Origin of the sequence: Caproiciproducens sp. CPB-2, assembly GCF_036287215.1 — a bacterium.
Lineage (GTDB): Bacteria > Bacillota > Clostridia > Oscillospirales > Acutalibacteraceae > Caproiciproducens.
In genome coordinates this window covers 116842-131123 of sequence record NZ_CP142860.1, presented here as the reverse complement: position 1 = coordinate 131123, position 14282 = coordinate 116842, and the positions used below count along the sequence as shown (strand labels likewise).

General features: G+C 56.4%; 13 protein-coding genes. 7 read left to right on the top strand and 6 right to left on the bottom strand.

What is annotated here, in order from left to right:
* Positions 1 to 225: 225 nt before the first annotated feature.
* From VXK30_RS00620 to VXK30_RS00595, 6 genes are all read left to right on the top strand, one after another.
* Positions 226 to 1872, top strand: a complete 1647-nt coding sequence (locus VXK30_RS00620) for a peptide ABC transporter substrate-binding protein (protein ID WP_275714896.1) — start codon at positions 226 to 228, stop codon at positions 1870 to 1872.
* Positions 1873 to 2057: 185 nt separating this feature from the next.
* Positions 2058 to 2999 carry an ABC transporter permease gene (locus tag VXK30_RS00615; RefSeq protein ID WP_275714898.1) on the top strand — a complete coding sequence of 314 codons (942 nt, stop codon included), beginning with the start codon at positions 2058 to 2060 and terminating at the stop codon, positions 2997 to 2999.
* A 4-nt stretch (positions 3000 to 3003) separates the two neighbouring features.
* Positions 3004 to 3930 (top strand): ABC transporter permease, encoded by a 927-nt coding sequence (locus tag VXK30_RS00610; protein WP_275714900.1) that lies wholly within the window; start codon positions 3004 to 3006, stop codon positions 3928 to 3930.
* Positions 3931 to 3942: 12 nt separating this feature from the next.
* Positions 3943 to 4953: an ABC transporter ATP-binding protein gene (locus tag VXK30_RS00605; protein WP_275714902.1), complete on the top strand. Its 1011-nt coding sequence runs from the start codon at positions 3943 to 3945 to the stop codon at positions 4951 to 4953.
* Entirely contained in the window at positions 4946 to 5926 is a 981-nt protein-coding gene (locus VXK30_RS00600) for an ABC transporter ATP-binding protein (RefSeq protein ID WP_275714904.1), read from the top strand. The genes VXK30_RS00605 and VXK30_RS00600 overlap by 8 nt, the downstream gene beginning before the upstream one ends.
* Positions 5927 to 5959: 33 nt before the next feature.
* On the top strand, positions 5960 to 8515 hold the full coding sequence (locus tag VXK30_RS00595) for a transglutaminase domain-containing protein (RefSeq protein ID WP_275714906.1): 2556 nt from the start codon (positions 5960 to 5962) through the stop codon (positions 8513 to 8515).
* 97 nt (positions 8516 to 8612) lie between these two features.
* Here VXK30_RS00595 and VXK30_RS00590 read toward each other — a convergent pair whose 3' ends face one another.
* Complete coding sequence (locus VXK30_RS00590) at positions 8613 to 9035, bottom strand: GNAT family N-acetyltransferase (protein WP_275714908.1); 423 nt, start codon at positions 9033 to 9035, stop codon at positions 8613 to 8615.
* A gap of 45 nt (positions 9036 to 9080) precedes the next feature.
* Positions 9081 to 9257, bottom strand: a complete 177-nt coding sequence (locus tag VXK30_RS00585; RefSeq protein ID WP_275714911.1) for a hypothetical protein — start codon at positions 9255 to 9257, stop codon at positions 9081 to 9083.
* A gap of 88 nt (positions 9258 to 9345) precedes the next feature.
* Here VXK30_RS00585 and VXK30_RS00580 point away from each other — a divergent pair, with 88 nt between their 5' ends.
* Entirely contained in the window at positions 9346 to 9546 is a 201-nt protein-coding gene (locus VXK30_RS00580) for a helix-turn-helix domain-containing protein (protein ID WP_275714913.1), read from the top strand.
* Between the two features lie 88 nt (positions 9547 to 9634).
* Here the strand turns inward: VXK30_RS00580 and VXK30_RS00575 are convergent, their stop codons facing one another.
* The 4 genes from VXK30_RS00575 to VXK30_RS00560 form a co-directional block, all read right to left on the bottom strand.
* Positions 9635 to 10609 carry a Gfo/Idh/MocA family protein gene (locus tag VXK30_RS00575; protein ID WP_275714915.1) on the bottom strand — a complete coding sequence of 325 codons (975 nt, stop codon included), beginning with the start codon at positions 10607 to 10609 and terminating at the stop codon, positions 9635 to 9637.
* 67 nt (positions 10610 to 10676) lie between these two features.
* Positions 10677 to 11645 (bottom strand): ABC transporter permease, encoded by a 969-nt coding sequence (locus tag VXK30_RS00570; protein WP_275714917.1) that lies wholly within the window; start codon positions 11643 to 11645, stop codon positions 10677 to 10679.
* A 16-nt stretch (positions 11646 to 11661) separates the two neighbouring features.
* Positions 11662 to 13167 (bottom strand): sugar ABC transporter ATP-binding protein, encoded by a 1506-nt coding sequence (locus VXK30_RS00565; protein WP_275714919.1) that lies wholly within the window; start codon positions 13165 to 13167, stop codon positions 11662 to 11664.
* A gap of 81 nt (positions 13168 to 13248) precedes the next feature.
* Positions 13249 to 14226 (bottom strand): substrate-binding domain-containing protein, encoded by a 978-nt coding sequence (locus VXK30_RS00560; RefSeq protein WP_275714921.1) that lies wholly within the window; start codon positions 14224 to 14226, stop codon positions 13249 to 13251.
* Positions 14227 to 14282: the final 56 nt, after the last annotated feature.

The following is a 14282-nucleotide window of genomic DNA, read 5'->3' as shown; positions in this document are numbered from 1 at the left end:
ATTTTAAATAAAAAACAGTTATTTCGATTGACATTTTACTGAGTTGGTGGTAATATCAAATCTGTTAATAGTTCGGAAACAAAACAAACTAATGATTTTGCATCTTTCACACGGCGATCATTCACCTGCCGTGTTCCCCATCAGCGGTATTCTGTAGAAAGAAACTGTTTACTTTGTACAGAATTCAACAATATCAACTACATAAAGAAAGAAGTGATTCCTTTTATGAAAAAGAGCAAACTGCTTGCGCTGATTCTTGCGGCTTCCATGGTACTGGCAACCAGCGGCTGCGGCTTTACCGGCACAGCGAGCAGCGCCGCGGCATCCGGCCCGGCCCAGTCCGAAGGTACCGCAAAAACCTCGGACGGCACCATCACCGTCTACGACACCAATGAAATCAGGACCATGGTGCAGTGGGCCGCGTCCGACAACAACTCGTTTACCATCCTGAACAACGTATCCGAGGGTCTTTACCGCCTGAACGAAAAGCATGAGCCGGAACCGGCGCTGGCGGAAAGCTACAAGGTATCCGACGACAAGCTGACCTACACCTTTACCCTGAGGGACGGCCTGAAATGGAGCAACGGCACCGCGCTCACCGCAAAGGACTTTGTGTTCTCCTGGCTCAAGCAGATGAGCACGGACGCCACCAACGGCTATTCCTTCATTATGACGGATTACATAGTAAACGGCGCCGAGTACCTTGACAACAAGGCCAAGGCGGAGGACGTCGGAGTAAAGGCGCTCGACGACAAGACTTTAGAAGTAAAGCTCAAGCAGCCCACCCCTTATTTTGTCAGACTGACCGTTCTGCCCATGTTCTTCCCGCTCAACGAGGAATATGTCAAGTCACAGGGCGCAAACTATGGCTTGAAAGCGGAAAATATGATTTACTGCGGCCCGTACACCCTTGCCACCTATGACCCGGCAAGCGGCAGCACCCTCAAGAAGAACGACAGCTACTGGGATGCGGCAAACGTCAAGGTTTCCAACGTCAATGTCCGCATTATCAAGGAGCAGGCCACCGCGCTCAACGCTTACAAGTCCGGCGAGCTCTCCCGGGTAACGCTTTCCTCTTCCGATGTGCCGGCAATGAAGTCCAGCGCCGAATTCAGCTCCACCAGCGAATTCAGGACCAACTACCTCCAGTTCAACCTTGCCAATAAAGCGGTTTCCAACAAGAACATCCGCCTTGCCCTCGGCTACGCCGTGGACCGCGCGACCCTGGCGGACGTTGTTCTGGCGGACGGCTCCGCTCCGGCTACCGGCCTGATCGCCAACGGCATGTACGGCGACGGCACCAAATCCTTCCGTGGGCTGAACGGCGACATCACCACCTTTGACGCCGCAAAAGCCAAGGAATACTGGGAGAAGGGCGTAAAGGAGCTGGGCAGCGCGCCTTCCCTGACCCTTCTGACGGAAGACGATTCCGTGACAAAGACAGTCGCCACCTATATTCAGGGCGAATTCAAGAAGAATCTGGGAATCGACGTCAAGATCGACTCCAAAACAAAGAAAGCAAAGAATCAGCTGATGGACGACAACAACTACCAGATGGCCGTCACCGCGTGGGGCGCCGACTATGACGACGCCATGACCTATATGGACCTGTGGACCAACGGCACGCCGTACCGCGGAAACTACAAGAGCGACACCTACAACTCCCTGATTGCCGACGCGAAGAAACAGACCGACGACGCGAAACGCCTGCAGGATATGCTCTCCGCCGAAAAGACGCTGGTTTCCGAAGACGCGGTTGTTTCCCCGCTGTTCTACAGAGGCTTTGCCTACCTGACAAAACCGAGCGTAGAGAATCTGGTCACCCATCCGTTTGGGCCGCCGATCGAATTCAAATATGCTTCCTTAAAATAAATTTACCTTATATTCTATAAAGACAAAGAGGAGGATCGTCAATGACCTCCTCTTTGTCATCACTGCAGTAATTCCATTTCAGTCTGCGGGACAAAACACCTTTCTCCCCGCCAAAGGCGGGGAGAAACGCAAACTTGTTGCAGAATCAACTGGAAATGCTGATAAGATAAAGGAGGGCATACGGAATGTTCAAATATATCTGTAAACGGATTGTGTATCTGCTGATTACGCTGCTGATCATCGTCACCACGACCTTCTTTCTGATGAAGAAGCTGCCGGGCACCCCGTTCGACGCGGAGCGATTCTCTTTGCTGTCGGCGGCGCAGCAGGCACAGTTCCTTGAAAAATACGGCCTGAACGATCCGGTAATCGTGCAGTACGGGAAATATATCGGCAATGTGTTCAGGGGGGATTTCGGGACCTCCTTTTTCTACACGGGCCAGCCGGTTTCCGGGGTCATTCTGGGGCGTATCGGCCCGTCCGCGCTGATCGGCGTCCAGGCGATCCTGATCGGCCTTTCCATCGGGCTGATCCTGGGGATCATCGCCGCGTGGCGGCACAACAGCGGCATCGACTACTTTACCATGGTGGTGGCCGTGCTGGGCGTTTCCGTGCCGAACTTCGTCGCCGCGGCGCTTCTGCAATACTATGTGGGCTTAAAATGGGGCGTGCTGCCCGTCGCCTTCTGGCAAAGCTGGAAAAGCTCCGTTCTGCCGTCCATCGCACTGTCGTTCGGCGTGACGGCGATGATCGCGCGGTTTATGCGGACCGAAATGCTGGACGTACTGGAGCAGGACTATATTATCACCGCGAAAGCGAAGGGGCTGAACCAGTTCAAGGTGCTGATGCGCCACGCGGTGCGCAACTCCATCATCCCCGTCGTCACCATCCTGGGGCCGATCGTGGTCAATCTGCTGACCGGCTCGCTGGCGGTGGAAAACATCTACAGCATTCCGGGCATCGGCAGCCTGTTTGTCGATTCCATCAAGACGAACGACTATTCCACCATTATGGGCATCACCATTTTCTACAGCGCGTTCTACATCTTTGTGGTGATGGTGGTCGATATCCTTTATTCGGTAATCGACCCGAGAATCCGCCTGGCCTCCGGCGGGAAAGGGGAGTGACGGTATGGCGCAGAAAATGGAGATTCCGCAGGAGCTTTTCGCAAAAGCCGTGGTGGACAAGGACGAAAGAGAACATATTGCCCGCCCCAACCTGACCGCGTTTCAGGACGGCTGGCTGCGGCTGAGGAAGAACAAGGCGGCTGTCGTCAGTCTGGCGATTCTGGTTGTGATTATTCTTCTGGCCGTATTCGGGCCGGTTTTCTCAAAATACACCTTTTATGACACCGATTATCTGCACACCTACAACGGGCCCGGCGCGGCGCACCTGTTCGGCACCGACCAGTTCGGGCGCGACCAGTGGGCGCGCATCTGGCAGGGCACGCGCATTTCCCTGCTGATCGCGGTCGCCGCGGCGTTTATCGACCTGTTCATCGGCGTTACCTTCGGCGCGGTTTCCGCGCTGTTCGGCGGCAGGGTGGACGCGGTGATGCAGAGAATCATTGAAATTCTGGTCGGAATCCCGCAGCTGATTATCGTCATCCTGTTGATGATGGTCATGCCCGCCGGCATCTGGACCATTGTCGTAGCCCTTTCCATCACCGGATGGGTCAACATGGCGCGATTGGTGCGCGCGCAGATTTTAAAGCTGAAAAATCAGGAATTTGTTCTGGCCGCCCGCGTTCTGGGCACCGGCAACAGAGAAATTATTACCAAGCATTTGATTCCGAATACCGTGGGCGTCATCGTCATCAACGCCATGTTCACCATTCCATCGGCGATTTTCACCGAAGCGTTTCTGAGCTTTATCGGAATCGGGCTGGCGGAACCGCAGGCCTCGCTCGGTGTTCTGATCAACAACGGGTACCAGGTGCTTCAGAATTTCCCGTTCCTGCTGATTTTCCCGGCCGTGGTCATCGTTTTAATCATGGTCTGCTTCAGCATTTTGGGCGACGGGCTGCGCGACGCGCTTGACCCGAGAATGAGACAGTGAGGAGGGCGCGCTATGAGTAAGCTTCTGGAAGTTGAAAATCTGAACGTTCATATTCATACACAGCACGGGACTGTGCAGGCGGTGCGCGGCGTGAGCTTTTCGCTGGAAAAAGGAGAGACCCTCGCCATCGTGGGGGAGTCCGGCTCCGGAAAATCCATCACGGTCAAGGGCGTGATGGGCCTGCTGCCCACAAACGGCAGAATCGCGGAGGGCTCCGTCCATCTGGAGGGCAGGGACCTTGCCGCGCTGAGCGAGCATGAGATGCAGAAAATCAGGGGCTGCGACATCTCGATGATCTTTCAGGACCCGATGACCTCCCTGAACCCGACCATGACGGTGGGCAAACAGATCATGGAGGTCCTGCACGAGCACCGCCGCGACCTGACAAAGGAACAGCTGAGGGAAAAGGCGCTCGAGCAGATCCGGCTGGTCGGCCTGTCCAACCCGGAAACGCGCTTTTCCCAGTACCCCCACCAGCTCTCCGGCGGCATGCGCCAGCGCGTGGTCATTGCGATTGCGCTCGCGTGCAGCCCGAAGGTGCTGATCGCGGATGAACCCACCACCGCGCTGGACGTTACCATTCAGGCGCAGATTCTGGACCTGATGAAGGATCTGCAGGGAAAAATCGATACCTCGATTATCCTTATCACCCACAACCTGGGCGTGGTCGCCAACATCGCGAACCGCGTAGCCGTCATGTACGGCGGCAAGCTGGTCGAAACCGGCAGCGTGCGCGACCTGTTCTACCGCACCGCCCATCCCTATACGAAGGGGCTTCTGGCCTCCATCCCCAAGCTGCACGAGGACGACCAGCAGCTTTTCTCCATCCCCGGCACGCCGCCCGACCTGATGGACCCGCCGAAGGGCTGTCCGTTCGCCGCGCGCTGCCCGCACACCATGAAGGTGTGCCAGGAATTCATGCCGGAATACACCCGACTTTCCGACACGCACCGCGCCGCCTGCTGGCTGCTGGACAGCCGGGCGCAGCAGGATGACGCAAAGGACGGTGAAGATCATGACTGATAACAAAGTGATTTTGCAGGTGAAAAACCTGAAAAGATATTTTAACGTAGGAAAAAACCAGACCCTGAAAGCGGTGGACAACGTCAGCTTTACGGTCTACAAAGGGGAAACCTTCGGCCTGGTCGGCGAGTCCGGCTGCGGAAAATCCACGCTGGGCCGCACCATCATCCGGCTTTACGGCGCGACCGGGGGCGAAGTCCTGTTCGACGGGGTCAACGTCCACGGAAAGCTGAGCGGCGCGCAGAGCCATGAGCTTTCGCGCCGGATGCAGATGATTTTTCAGGACCCGTACGCCTCCCTGAACCCGCGCATGAAGGTCATGGACATCGTCGCGGAAGGAATCGACGCGCACGGGCTGGCGAAGTCCGCGCAGGAGCGCGCCCAGATGGTCGTCGACCTTCTGGAGGTCGTCGGCCTGCAGGAGGAGCACGCCAACCGCTTCCCGCACGAATTTTCCGGCGGCCAGCGCCAGCGCATCGGCATTGCCCGCGCGCTGGCGGTCAACCCGGACTTCATCATCGCGGACGAACCGATTTCCGCGCTGGACGTCTCCATCCAGGCGCAGGTCATCAACCTGCTGAAAAAACTGCAGGAGCAGCGCCGGCTGACTTATCTGTTCATTGCGCACGACCTTTCCATGGTCAAGCACATCAGCGACCGCGTGGGCGTGATGTACCTTGGCAGCATGGCGGAGCTGGCTTCCAGCCGGGAGCTGTTTGAAAATCCCCTGCATCCCTACACGCAGGCGCTTCTGTCCGCCATCCCCCTGCCCGACCCGGACCTGGAGCAGTCCCGCAGCCGCGTCGTGCTGCAGGGGAGCATCCCCAGTCCGATCAATCTGCCGGAGTGCTGTCACTTCTGTTCCCGCTGTCCGAAAGCCACGGAGCTCTGCAAAAAGCGGGCTCCGGAAATGGTGGAGGCGGAACCGGGCCACTGGGTGGCCTGCCATCTGATTCAGGCCCCCGGCGAATGAGCGGTCCGGGCGTATGTTAGGAGGATCATGTAAATGATATTTTCACAGGAGTTACAGGACTCCGTTCACCGGCAGTTCCTCAAAACGCAGTCCACTTTAGGGCTGCGCGGCGGGGAAATCCTTTCGCGGCTGGACGGCTGCGAGGGCGGCCGGCGGACCGCCATGGAGTTTTTTTACAGCACCATGCCGTCCGCCGACCTGGGGGACTACGATTTTTCCCTTTACCTGAGCTATGTGGATTTCGGCCTGTTCCTGAGGGAGCACTCCCCGTGGGGCGGCCGGATTCCTGAGAATATTTTTCTGAATTACGTTTTATACTACCGGATCAACAATGAGAAGATAGAAGACTGCCGCAATTTCTTTTATGACGCCCTGAACAAAAGAATCCGGGGCATGGGTATGAAGGAGGCCGCGCTGGAGATAAACGTCTGGTGCGCCGAGCACGTCACCTATCAGGCCACCGACGAAAGGACCGTGTCCCCCCTTACCGCGCTGAGGTCCTCTTACGGCCGCTGCGGCGAGGAATCCACCTTTGCCGTCACCGCCCTGCGCAGCGTGGGCATCCCCGCACGGCAGGTCTATACGCCCCGCTGGGCGCACTGCGACGACAATCACGCGTGGGTGGAGGTCTGGTGCGACGGGGAATGGTATTTCCTCGGCGCGTGCGAACCGGAGCCGGTGCTCAACCGCGGCTGGTTCACGGAGGCCGCCGCGCGCTCCATGCTGATGGACAGCAAATCCTTCCTGCCGATCGAGGGGGAGGAAGCCATCTGCACGGACGGACAGACCATCGTTCTGAACGAAATCCGGAGATACGCGGACGCGCGCCGCTTCACCGTCACGGTTACGGACGCTTCGGGGCCGGTTTCCGGCGTGACCGTGGGGTTCGAGCTGCTCAACGGCGCCGAGTTTTTCCCGGTGGCCGCCGTCGTCACCGACGAAGCGGGACGGGCCGGGGTTACGCTTGGCTTCGGCAGCGTTCACATTCACGCGGAAAAGGGCGGAAGATTTACGGAAGCCTTTGCCGATACGGAGGAAACCGACGGCATCACCGTCGACTTTTCCGGCGCGGTGCGGGCCGAACCGGACGCGCGGGAGGATTTCTGCTTCCGCGCACCGAAGGACAGCACCCGGAATCTTTCGCTGCTTTCCCCGGAACAGAAGGAACGGCGAAAGCAGATTGTCGACGGCGCCGAACGGAAACGCCAGCAGTACGCCAAAAGCTTCTATCAGAAGGAAAAAGCCGAGAAGCTCGCCGCGAATTTTGCCCGCCCGCGGGAGGTTCTGGCCGTCCTGAAAGCCGCCGAAGGCAATTTTGAGGAGCTGTACCGCTTCCTTTCCATGGATTTCGGCGGAGAAAACCGGGAGCTTCAGCTGAAAATGCTCCAGTCCCTTCCGAAAAAGGACTGGCGGGATGTCGGAGCCGCCCTTTTGGCGGAGCACTTCACGCATTCGCTCCAGTATCAGGCGGATTATCCCGAGGAAATCTTTGTTCCCTACATCCTTTGCCCCCGGGCGCATTTTGAGCAGCTGACGCCTTACAGCAGGCTGCTTTCCAACCTGCTGGACGAACAGGATGCGGCGGCGTTCCGCAAACAGCCCGGGCGGGTGTGGGAATCCATTTCCCGCTTTGAGGGCCCGGCGGAGCGCGACAGCGAACGGCTGCCCGGCACCCCGGCGGGGATCCTTTCCAGCGGACAGGCAAACGAAATGGGTCGCGGCGTGCTGTTTACCGCTGTCTGCCGCGCGCTGGGAATTCCAGCGCGTATCAATTCTGTTAATTTATACCCGCAGTATTACCAAAACGGCGGGTTCAAAAACGTGGAAGAGGCTTCCGGGGAGTCCCGCGGCAAGGCCGTGCTGACCCTTTTGGGCGGCGAGGAAAACTGGTCGTATCTGCACAACTGGACCATCGCCATGCTGAAGGACGGCGCGTACCGGACTCTGGAGCTGACGGACTCCGTCTGGACGGACGGAATGCTGACGCTTTCCCTGCTTCCGGGCCACTACCGGCTGATTACCTCCAGCCGCACGCCCAACGGCAACCAGTTTGCCAAAAAGTACTGCTTCCGCCTTGCAGACGGGGAGTCGAAGGAGCTTGCCGTTTCCCTGTTCCAAACGCAGATTTCCGACCTGTTCGTGGATATCCCGCTGCCGCCCTTCCAGCTTACCGGCGACGCGGGCGAGCCCGTTTTGTCCGCCGCCGTCACGGACGGAAAAACCGCCGTGATGATCTGGCTGGAAGAGGGCCGCGAGCCTACGGAGCATATCCTCAATGAATTGATCGGGGCGCGGGAAAAGCTGAACGCCCTCGGCTGTGAACTGATTTTCATCCTCCGCGGCCGCTCCGCGTGGGAAAACGAAACCTTTGCGAAAGCGTGCAAAGCCATTCCCGGCGCACGCGCCTATTATTCGGACTTTGCGGAGACCGCCGCCCCGCTGGCGCGCAGAACCTTTGTGGACCCGGAAAAGCTGCCGCTCACCATTGTCGCGCGGGACGGACGGGGCATTTACGCCTGCAGCGGCTACAACGTGGGCGTTGCCGACCTGCTGATCAAAATCATTACGGCCGCCGGCGAAAAGCATTGATTGGGGACAAATCAGAAGACATCAGAACACCGCATGCTCACGGGTTCGCCGTGAGCATGCGGTGTTTATATTTCACATAAATAATACTATATGTATATTATTCCTTTCTGAACCACTGCGACATCCCGGCGCCCACTTCGTCATTGGGGCGCTCCGCGAAGCCGAGCTGTTTATAAAACGACTCCCTGCCCTTGGCGGCCATCAGATTAAAGAGGATCGCCTGGCCGCTCTTCAGCCGGGAGGTAAAATAGTCCATCAATTCCTGTACCATCGTCTTTGCAATGCCGTTTTTCTGATAGTCCGGACGGACGATCACATCTGAAATCAGCACGACGTACCCGCCGTCGCTGACGGCGCGGGCATGTCCGACGATTTTATCCCCGTCCGCCGCGCAGATGATGTACGCGGAATTGCGCAGTCCTTCCTTTGCCTGAGCGGGTTCGATCGGGTCCCACCCCACCGCCCTGCGCAGCGCGTTGTAATCCTCCACCGTAATTTCATGCCGGTACTCTATTGACACATAGCCTCATTCCCTTCGTTTTTTTAACATTATAACATGGGAATGTTAATTTTTCTGCTGTTTTCCATAGCGGCAGCGATCCTCTTCGCGGAGAAAATTGACGGGTGTTTCATCCGTATGTACATAAAGCTCTTCGGTTTTTTGCTGAGCTGCCTGCAGCTGTCTGATTACCTGTGTAACATCATTAAATAGAGAACAGTACATTTTCTTATAATCCGGCATATTCTTTTCACCTCAATGTACATTATAGTCAATATTTTGAGTATAGTCAATACTTTAAGTATGTTACTCTACTGTTGAGGTGATAGTAATGATCAGTTATCAACCATTTTACAGAACCCTGTTTCAAAAAAACATGACGGAATATCAACTGATTTTCAAATATGGCTTTTCCTCCAACATCCTGCACAGAATGAAGCATGGAAAAGCCATTACCATGAAAACACTTGACACGCTGTGTTTTGTTTTAGACTGTGAAGTCTCCGATATCATCGAACACGTAAAGGAATAGAGCGCAAAGCGGGGACCGTCCCGGCCGATTGCCGAAACGGTCCCCTTCTGAGAAACAGGGATTTTATTGAAAGAAAAAGATTGGAAACTTAATTCTGAATTTGTTTTAGCGCTTTCTCTATGACCTCCGCATTGCCCAGAGAATCCCCGAAAGAGATCAGCCCGGGTTCCTGCCCCAGCACCGCCCTGCCGAACTGCTCGATTTCGAGCCGGTAGTTGTCCGGGCAGTCTATGGTGAGCTCTTCGGTTTTCCCTTCCGAAGCCAGAAGGATTTTGCCCTCGCCCTCGGTATTGAACTCGGTCGGCACGGTCAGCGACCCTTTATCGCCGATGACCAGATACCGGTGAGAACGGAAAATCGTCAGGCTGCAGTAAGAAACGGCGCGGATGCCGTTGGGGAATTCCATCATGATGCAGCTTTCCGTATCCACCGCGTGTTTTTCGGAAATTTTTCCAAACGCGCTGACCCGGAGGGGCTCGGCGCCGGCAAGGTAACGGATCAGGTTCAGGTTGTAGCAGCCGACGTCGTAGGTCGCCCCTCCGTGCAGCGCCGCGGACAGGCGGACGTCCGCCTCGTTTTCCAGATTGTAGCCGTAACAGGACTCGATATATTTTACCGTACCCAAAGCGCCCGACTCCACAATGCTTTTCGCCTTTATGGTCAGGGGGCTTTGCCGGTAAGCGAACGCCTCCATCAGGAGCACGCCGTTTTCGTCGCACGCCGCCTTCATCCGCCTGACCTCTTCGACGGACACGCCGAGAGGCTTTTCACAGAGCACATGCTTTTTCTTCTCCGCGGCGCGCAGCACCCATTCGCAGTGCAGCCCGTTCGGAAGGGGAATATAAACCGCGTCCACGTCGGGGTCGTCCAGCAGCGCTTCGTAGCTTTCATAGGTCTTTTGCGGGTGGAACTTTTCCGCGAACCGCTTCAGCTTCTCGCTGCTTCCCCTGCTGGAAAGCGCCTGCAGGACCGCGTTTTCCGCCTGCAGCATTCCCGGGAGCACTTTCCGCTGTGCGATTCCCGCACAGCCGAGGACTCCCCATCGAACTGTTTTTTCCGCCATTGCAGCAACATCCTTTCCTGACCGGTTTCCGTATGAATCTCAGCGGAGCGCAGGGGCCCCGCCTGTTTTACAGGTCTTTTTTATTCTGATCGAAAATAACCGCGATCAGGATAATCGCGCCCATGGCAATGGTCTGCCAGTAGGAGGAAACGCCCAGAAGGCTGAGCGCGTTGTTGATGATCCCGATGACGCACAGGCCGAGGACGGTCTGGCTGATGCCGCCGCGCCCGCCGCTCATGCTGGTGCCGCCCATGGCGACCGCCGCGATCGCGTTCAGCTCGTAGCCGTTGGCCGCCGCGGGCTGGCCCGCCTGCAGCCGGGAGGAAAGCACCGCGCCGGCAAGGGCCGCCAGAACGGCGCAGATGATGTATACGTAAAATTTGACCCGTTTTACATTGATGCCGCTCAGCTGGGAAACGTCCTCGCTGCTGCCTACGGCAAAGACATAGCGGCCGAAGCAGGTCCTGCGCAGGACCAGGAAAGCGACCGCGAGGATGATGATCATAATGATGACCATGACCGGGATCGGCCCGATATAGCCGAGGCCGAGCCACGCGTAAGCGTCCGGAAGCCCGAAAACCGGCTTCGCGTTGGTATAGACATAGGCAAGGCCCCTCGCGATGCTCATCATGGCCAGCGTGGCCACAAAGGGCGGCACGCGCAGCTTCGCGATGTTAAACGCCGTGATCGTGCCGCAGACGCCCCCGACCACAAGGGAGGTTCCGAAGATCACCAGCAGGCTCATCGGGATTCCGGCGTTTGGCACAAGCTGGATCAGGGAAGTGGACACAATGCCGGAAAGCGCCGCGACCGAGCCGACGGAAAGGTCGATGCCGCCGGTCAGGATGACAAAGGTCATGCCCGTCGCGATCAGCGCGTTGATGGTGATCTGCATCAGTACGTTAATCAGGTTGCCCACTTCGGAGAAACGCGGTACAAAGATCAGGGAAACAAGAAACAGCGCCGCCAAAAAGAGCACCATGGTGTAATCCTGGGTAATATGCCTGAGCTTTTTCATAGCAATTTCATTTTTCATTTTTATGCCTCCCGGCTCAGCCAGCGTTCAGGCTGGCAAGCTTCATGATATCTTTTTCAGCGACATCGGTATTGTCGAGCGTGCCCGAGACGCGCCCCTCGCGCATGATCATGATGCGGGTGGAAACGCCGATGACCTCCGGCATTTCGGACGATACCATGATGATGCTTCCGCCGTTTTCCACAAATTCCTTCATCAAAGCGTAGATTTCGGCTTTCGCGTTGACGTCGATGCCTCTGGTCGGCTCATCCATAATCAGGATTTTCGATTTCGCGACCAGCCATTTGGCGATAACCACCTTTTGCTGGTTTCCGCCGGAAAGGTTCTTGGTCCGAGCGTTTTCGTCCGGGGTTTTGGTGTGGAGCCGCTGAATGTAGTCGCGGGCGACGTCCGTTTCCCATTTCCGGTCGATCACGCCGCGGGTGGAGTTTGCGTAAAGGCTGGCGAGCGAGGTGTTTTCCTTCACGGATTTCTGCAGCAGCAGGCCCTGGCCCCTTCTGTCCTCGGGAATCAGCCCGATTCCCGCCTTGATCGCCTGGCGCGGGGACTCAAACCGGACCTCTTTTCCGAAAACATAGCATTTTCCGCCGTCCAGCTTATCCGCCCCGAAAATCGCGCGCATCACTTCGGTTCTGCCCGCGCCGATCAGCCCGGCGACGCCCAGGATCTCGCCCTTTCTGAGCTCGAAGGACACGTCCTCAAATACGCCGCTGCGCGTCAGGTGCTCCGCCTTCAGCACGACTTCGCCCTTGACCGCGTCTTTTTCCGGCCGGTAGTAAAACTGGGTCATCTGCCGTCCGACCATCAGGGTGATCATGTCGTCCTCCGAAATTTCGGATAACAGGGCCGTCTTAATCAGCTGCCCGTCGCGCAGGATGCTGATGCGGTCGCCGATGGCCGTAATTTCTTTCAGTCTGTGCGATATATAAATAACTGCGACATTGTTTGTTTTCAATTTATTGATGACGGTGAACAGCGCGTCCACCTCTTTGTTGGAAAGAGAGGAGGTCGGTTCGTCCATAATGACCAGCGAACTGTCCTGTGAGACCGCCCTGGCGATTTCCACCATCTGCCTGTCGGCGTTGTTCAGGCGGCGTATCATGGCCTTTGCGTTGATTTTAACTCCGATGGAATCCAGAATTTCCTGTGTTTTCTGATTCATGGTCTTTTTGTCGATCAGATTGGTCCCCCTGATCTTCGGCTCGCGCCCGAGAAATATGTTTTCCGCTACGGTTAAATCGGGAATTACGCTCAATTCCTGATGGATTACGCTGATCCCGTGCGCCAGCCCCTCGCGGGTGTTCATAAAGCGCACCTCTTCACCATTGACTTTCAGGCTTCCGCTGTCGGTCTGGTATACTCCGGAGATGATCTTGATCAGCGTGGATTTCCCGGCTCCGTTCTCGCCCAAAAGGACATGGACTTCGCCCGGATAAAAATCCACCGAAATATCGGACAGCGCTTTAACCCCGGGAAAGGACTTATTGATATTGGACAACTCTACAATCGGTTTCTGCCCCATTTGTATGCTTCCTTTCCATACAAAATGAAATGGCGGGGACAGGCAATGGCTCACCCATCCCCGCGGAAAAATCAGGTAGGCTTATTTGGCGTTGGATTTATCAATGATATACGGAGAAATCGCGATCAGTTTTTCGACAGTTTTTCCGTTGATGGTGTCAACAGCGGACTGAAGAGCGGTTTCGCCGATCTTCGCGGGGTCCTGCGCAACGTCTGCTACCCAGAGGCTGCCGTCCTTTTTGATTTCGGCAATGCCTTCCGGATTTCCGTCAAAGCCGATGATTTTGACCTGCTTGTTGGCCGATTTGATGGAGGAAAGAGCGCCCATCGCGGCCGGGTCGCCCACACAGAAGACCGCGTCGAGGTCGGCGTGCTTCTGGAGCATGTTCTGCATCACGTCGGCGGCCTTCGCCTGGTCGCCGGAGTAGTTCTGGACGTCTACGACCTTCACGTCCGGAGCATTCTTTGCGATCCACTCGGTAAAGCCCTTTTCACGGTTTACGCAGCCTTCGATTTCAGAGTAGGTAATGACCGCTGCGTTGCCCTTTTTGTCGGCAAGCACGTTGTTTACCAGATATTCGGCAGCCAGCTCGCCGCCCTTGTAGTTATCGGTGGAAACGTGGCACACGGTGTTGCCGTCGGACGGAACGTCCATCGTCAGAACCGGGATGTTTGCTTTTTCCGCAAGCTCAACCATGGATTTGCTGCCGGCGGAGTTGGTTGGGCAGAGGATGATCGCGTCGACCTTCTGCGTGATGAAGTCCTGAACCTGGCTGAGCTGTTTGCTGGCGTCCTGATTGGCGTCCTGAACAACGAGCTTTACGCCGAGTTCCTTTGCCTTGCTGTTTAACGCTGTCTCAATGTTGTTGTAGAAAACGTGCTCTCTGGTCAGAAGGCTGACACCGACGGTGATCTCCTTCTTGGCGCCGTCCGCCGTGGAAGCGGGCGCGCTCGCGGCCGCGCTGCTGGCGGCGGTACCCGGGCCGGAACAGGCCGCAAGAGTGGAAATAAGGGCTGTCGCTGCTAAAACGATACTTAATAATTTGCCAAACCTTTTCATTCTTAATCCTCCTAAAAATTTATGAAAATGGATTTACTCCAAATTCGTCTTTTTTA

Excerpts from the sequence above, each read along its gene's own strand:
- VXK30_RS00610 (WP_275714900.1), top strand. The coding sequence starts at position 3,004 with ATGGCGCAGAAAATGGAGATTCCGCAGGAGCTTTTCGCAAAAGCCGTG.
- VXK30_RS00560 (WP_275714921.1), bottom strand. The coding sequence starts at position 14,226 with ATGAAAAGGTTTGGCAAATTATTAAGTATCGTTTTAGCAGCGACAGCC.
- VXK30_RS00575 (WP_275714915.1), bottom strand. The coding sequence starts at position 10,609 with ATGGCGGAAAAAACAGTTCGATGGGGAGTCCTCGGCTGTGCGGGAATC.
- VXK30_RS00585 (WP_275714911.1), bottom strand. The coding sequence starts at position 9,257 with ATGCCGGATTATAAGAAAATGTACTGTTCTCTATTTAATGATGTTACA.
- VXK30_RS00595 (WP_275714906.1), top strand. The coding sequence starts at position 5,960 with ATGATATTTTCACAGGAGTTACAGGACTCCGTTCACCGGCAGTTCCTC.
- VXK30_RS00565 (WP_275714919.1), bottom strand. The coding sequence starts at position 13,167 with ATGGGGCAGAAACCGATTGTAGAGTTGTCCAATATCAATAAGTCCTTT.
- VXK30_RS00615 (WP_275714898.1), top strand. The coding sequence starts at position 2,058 with ATGTTCAAATATATCTGTAAACGGATTGTGTATCTGCTGATTACGCTG.
- VXK30_RS00620 (WP_275714896.1), top strand. The coding sequence starts at position 226 with ATGAAAAAGAGCAAACTGCTTGCGCTGATTCTTGCGGCTTCCATGGTA.
- VXK30_RS00580 (WP_275714913.1), top strand. The coding sequence starts at position 9,346 with ATGATCAGTTATCAACCATTTTACAGAACCCTGTTTCAAAAAAACATG.
- VXK30_RS00605 (WP_275714902.1), top strand. The coding sequence starts at position 3,943 with ATGAGTAAGCTTCTGGAAGTTGAAAATCTGAACGTTCATATTCATACA.
- VXK30_RS00600 (WP_275714904.1), top strand. The coding sequence starts at position 4,946 with ATGACTGATAACAAAGTGATTTTGCAGGTGAAAAACCTGAAAAGATAT.
- VXK30_RS00570 (WP_275714917.1), bottom strand. The coding sequence starts at position 11,645 with ATGAAAAATGAAATTGCTATGAAAAAGCTCAGGCATATTACCCAGGAT.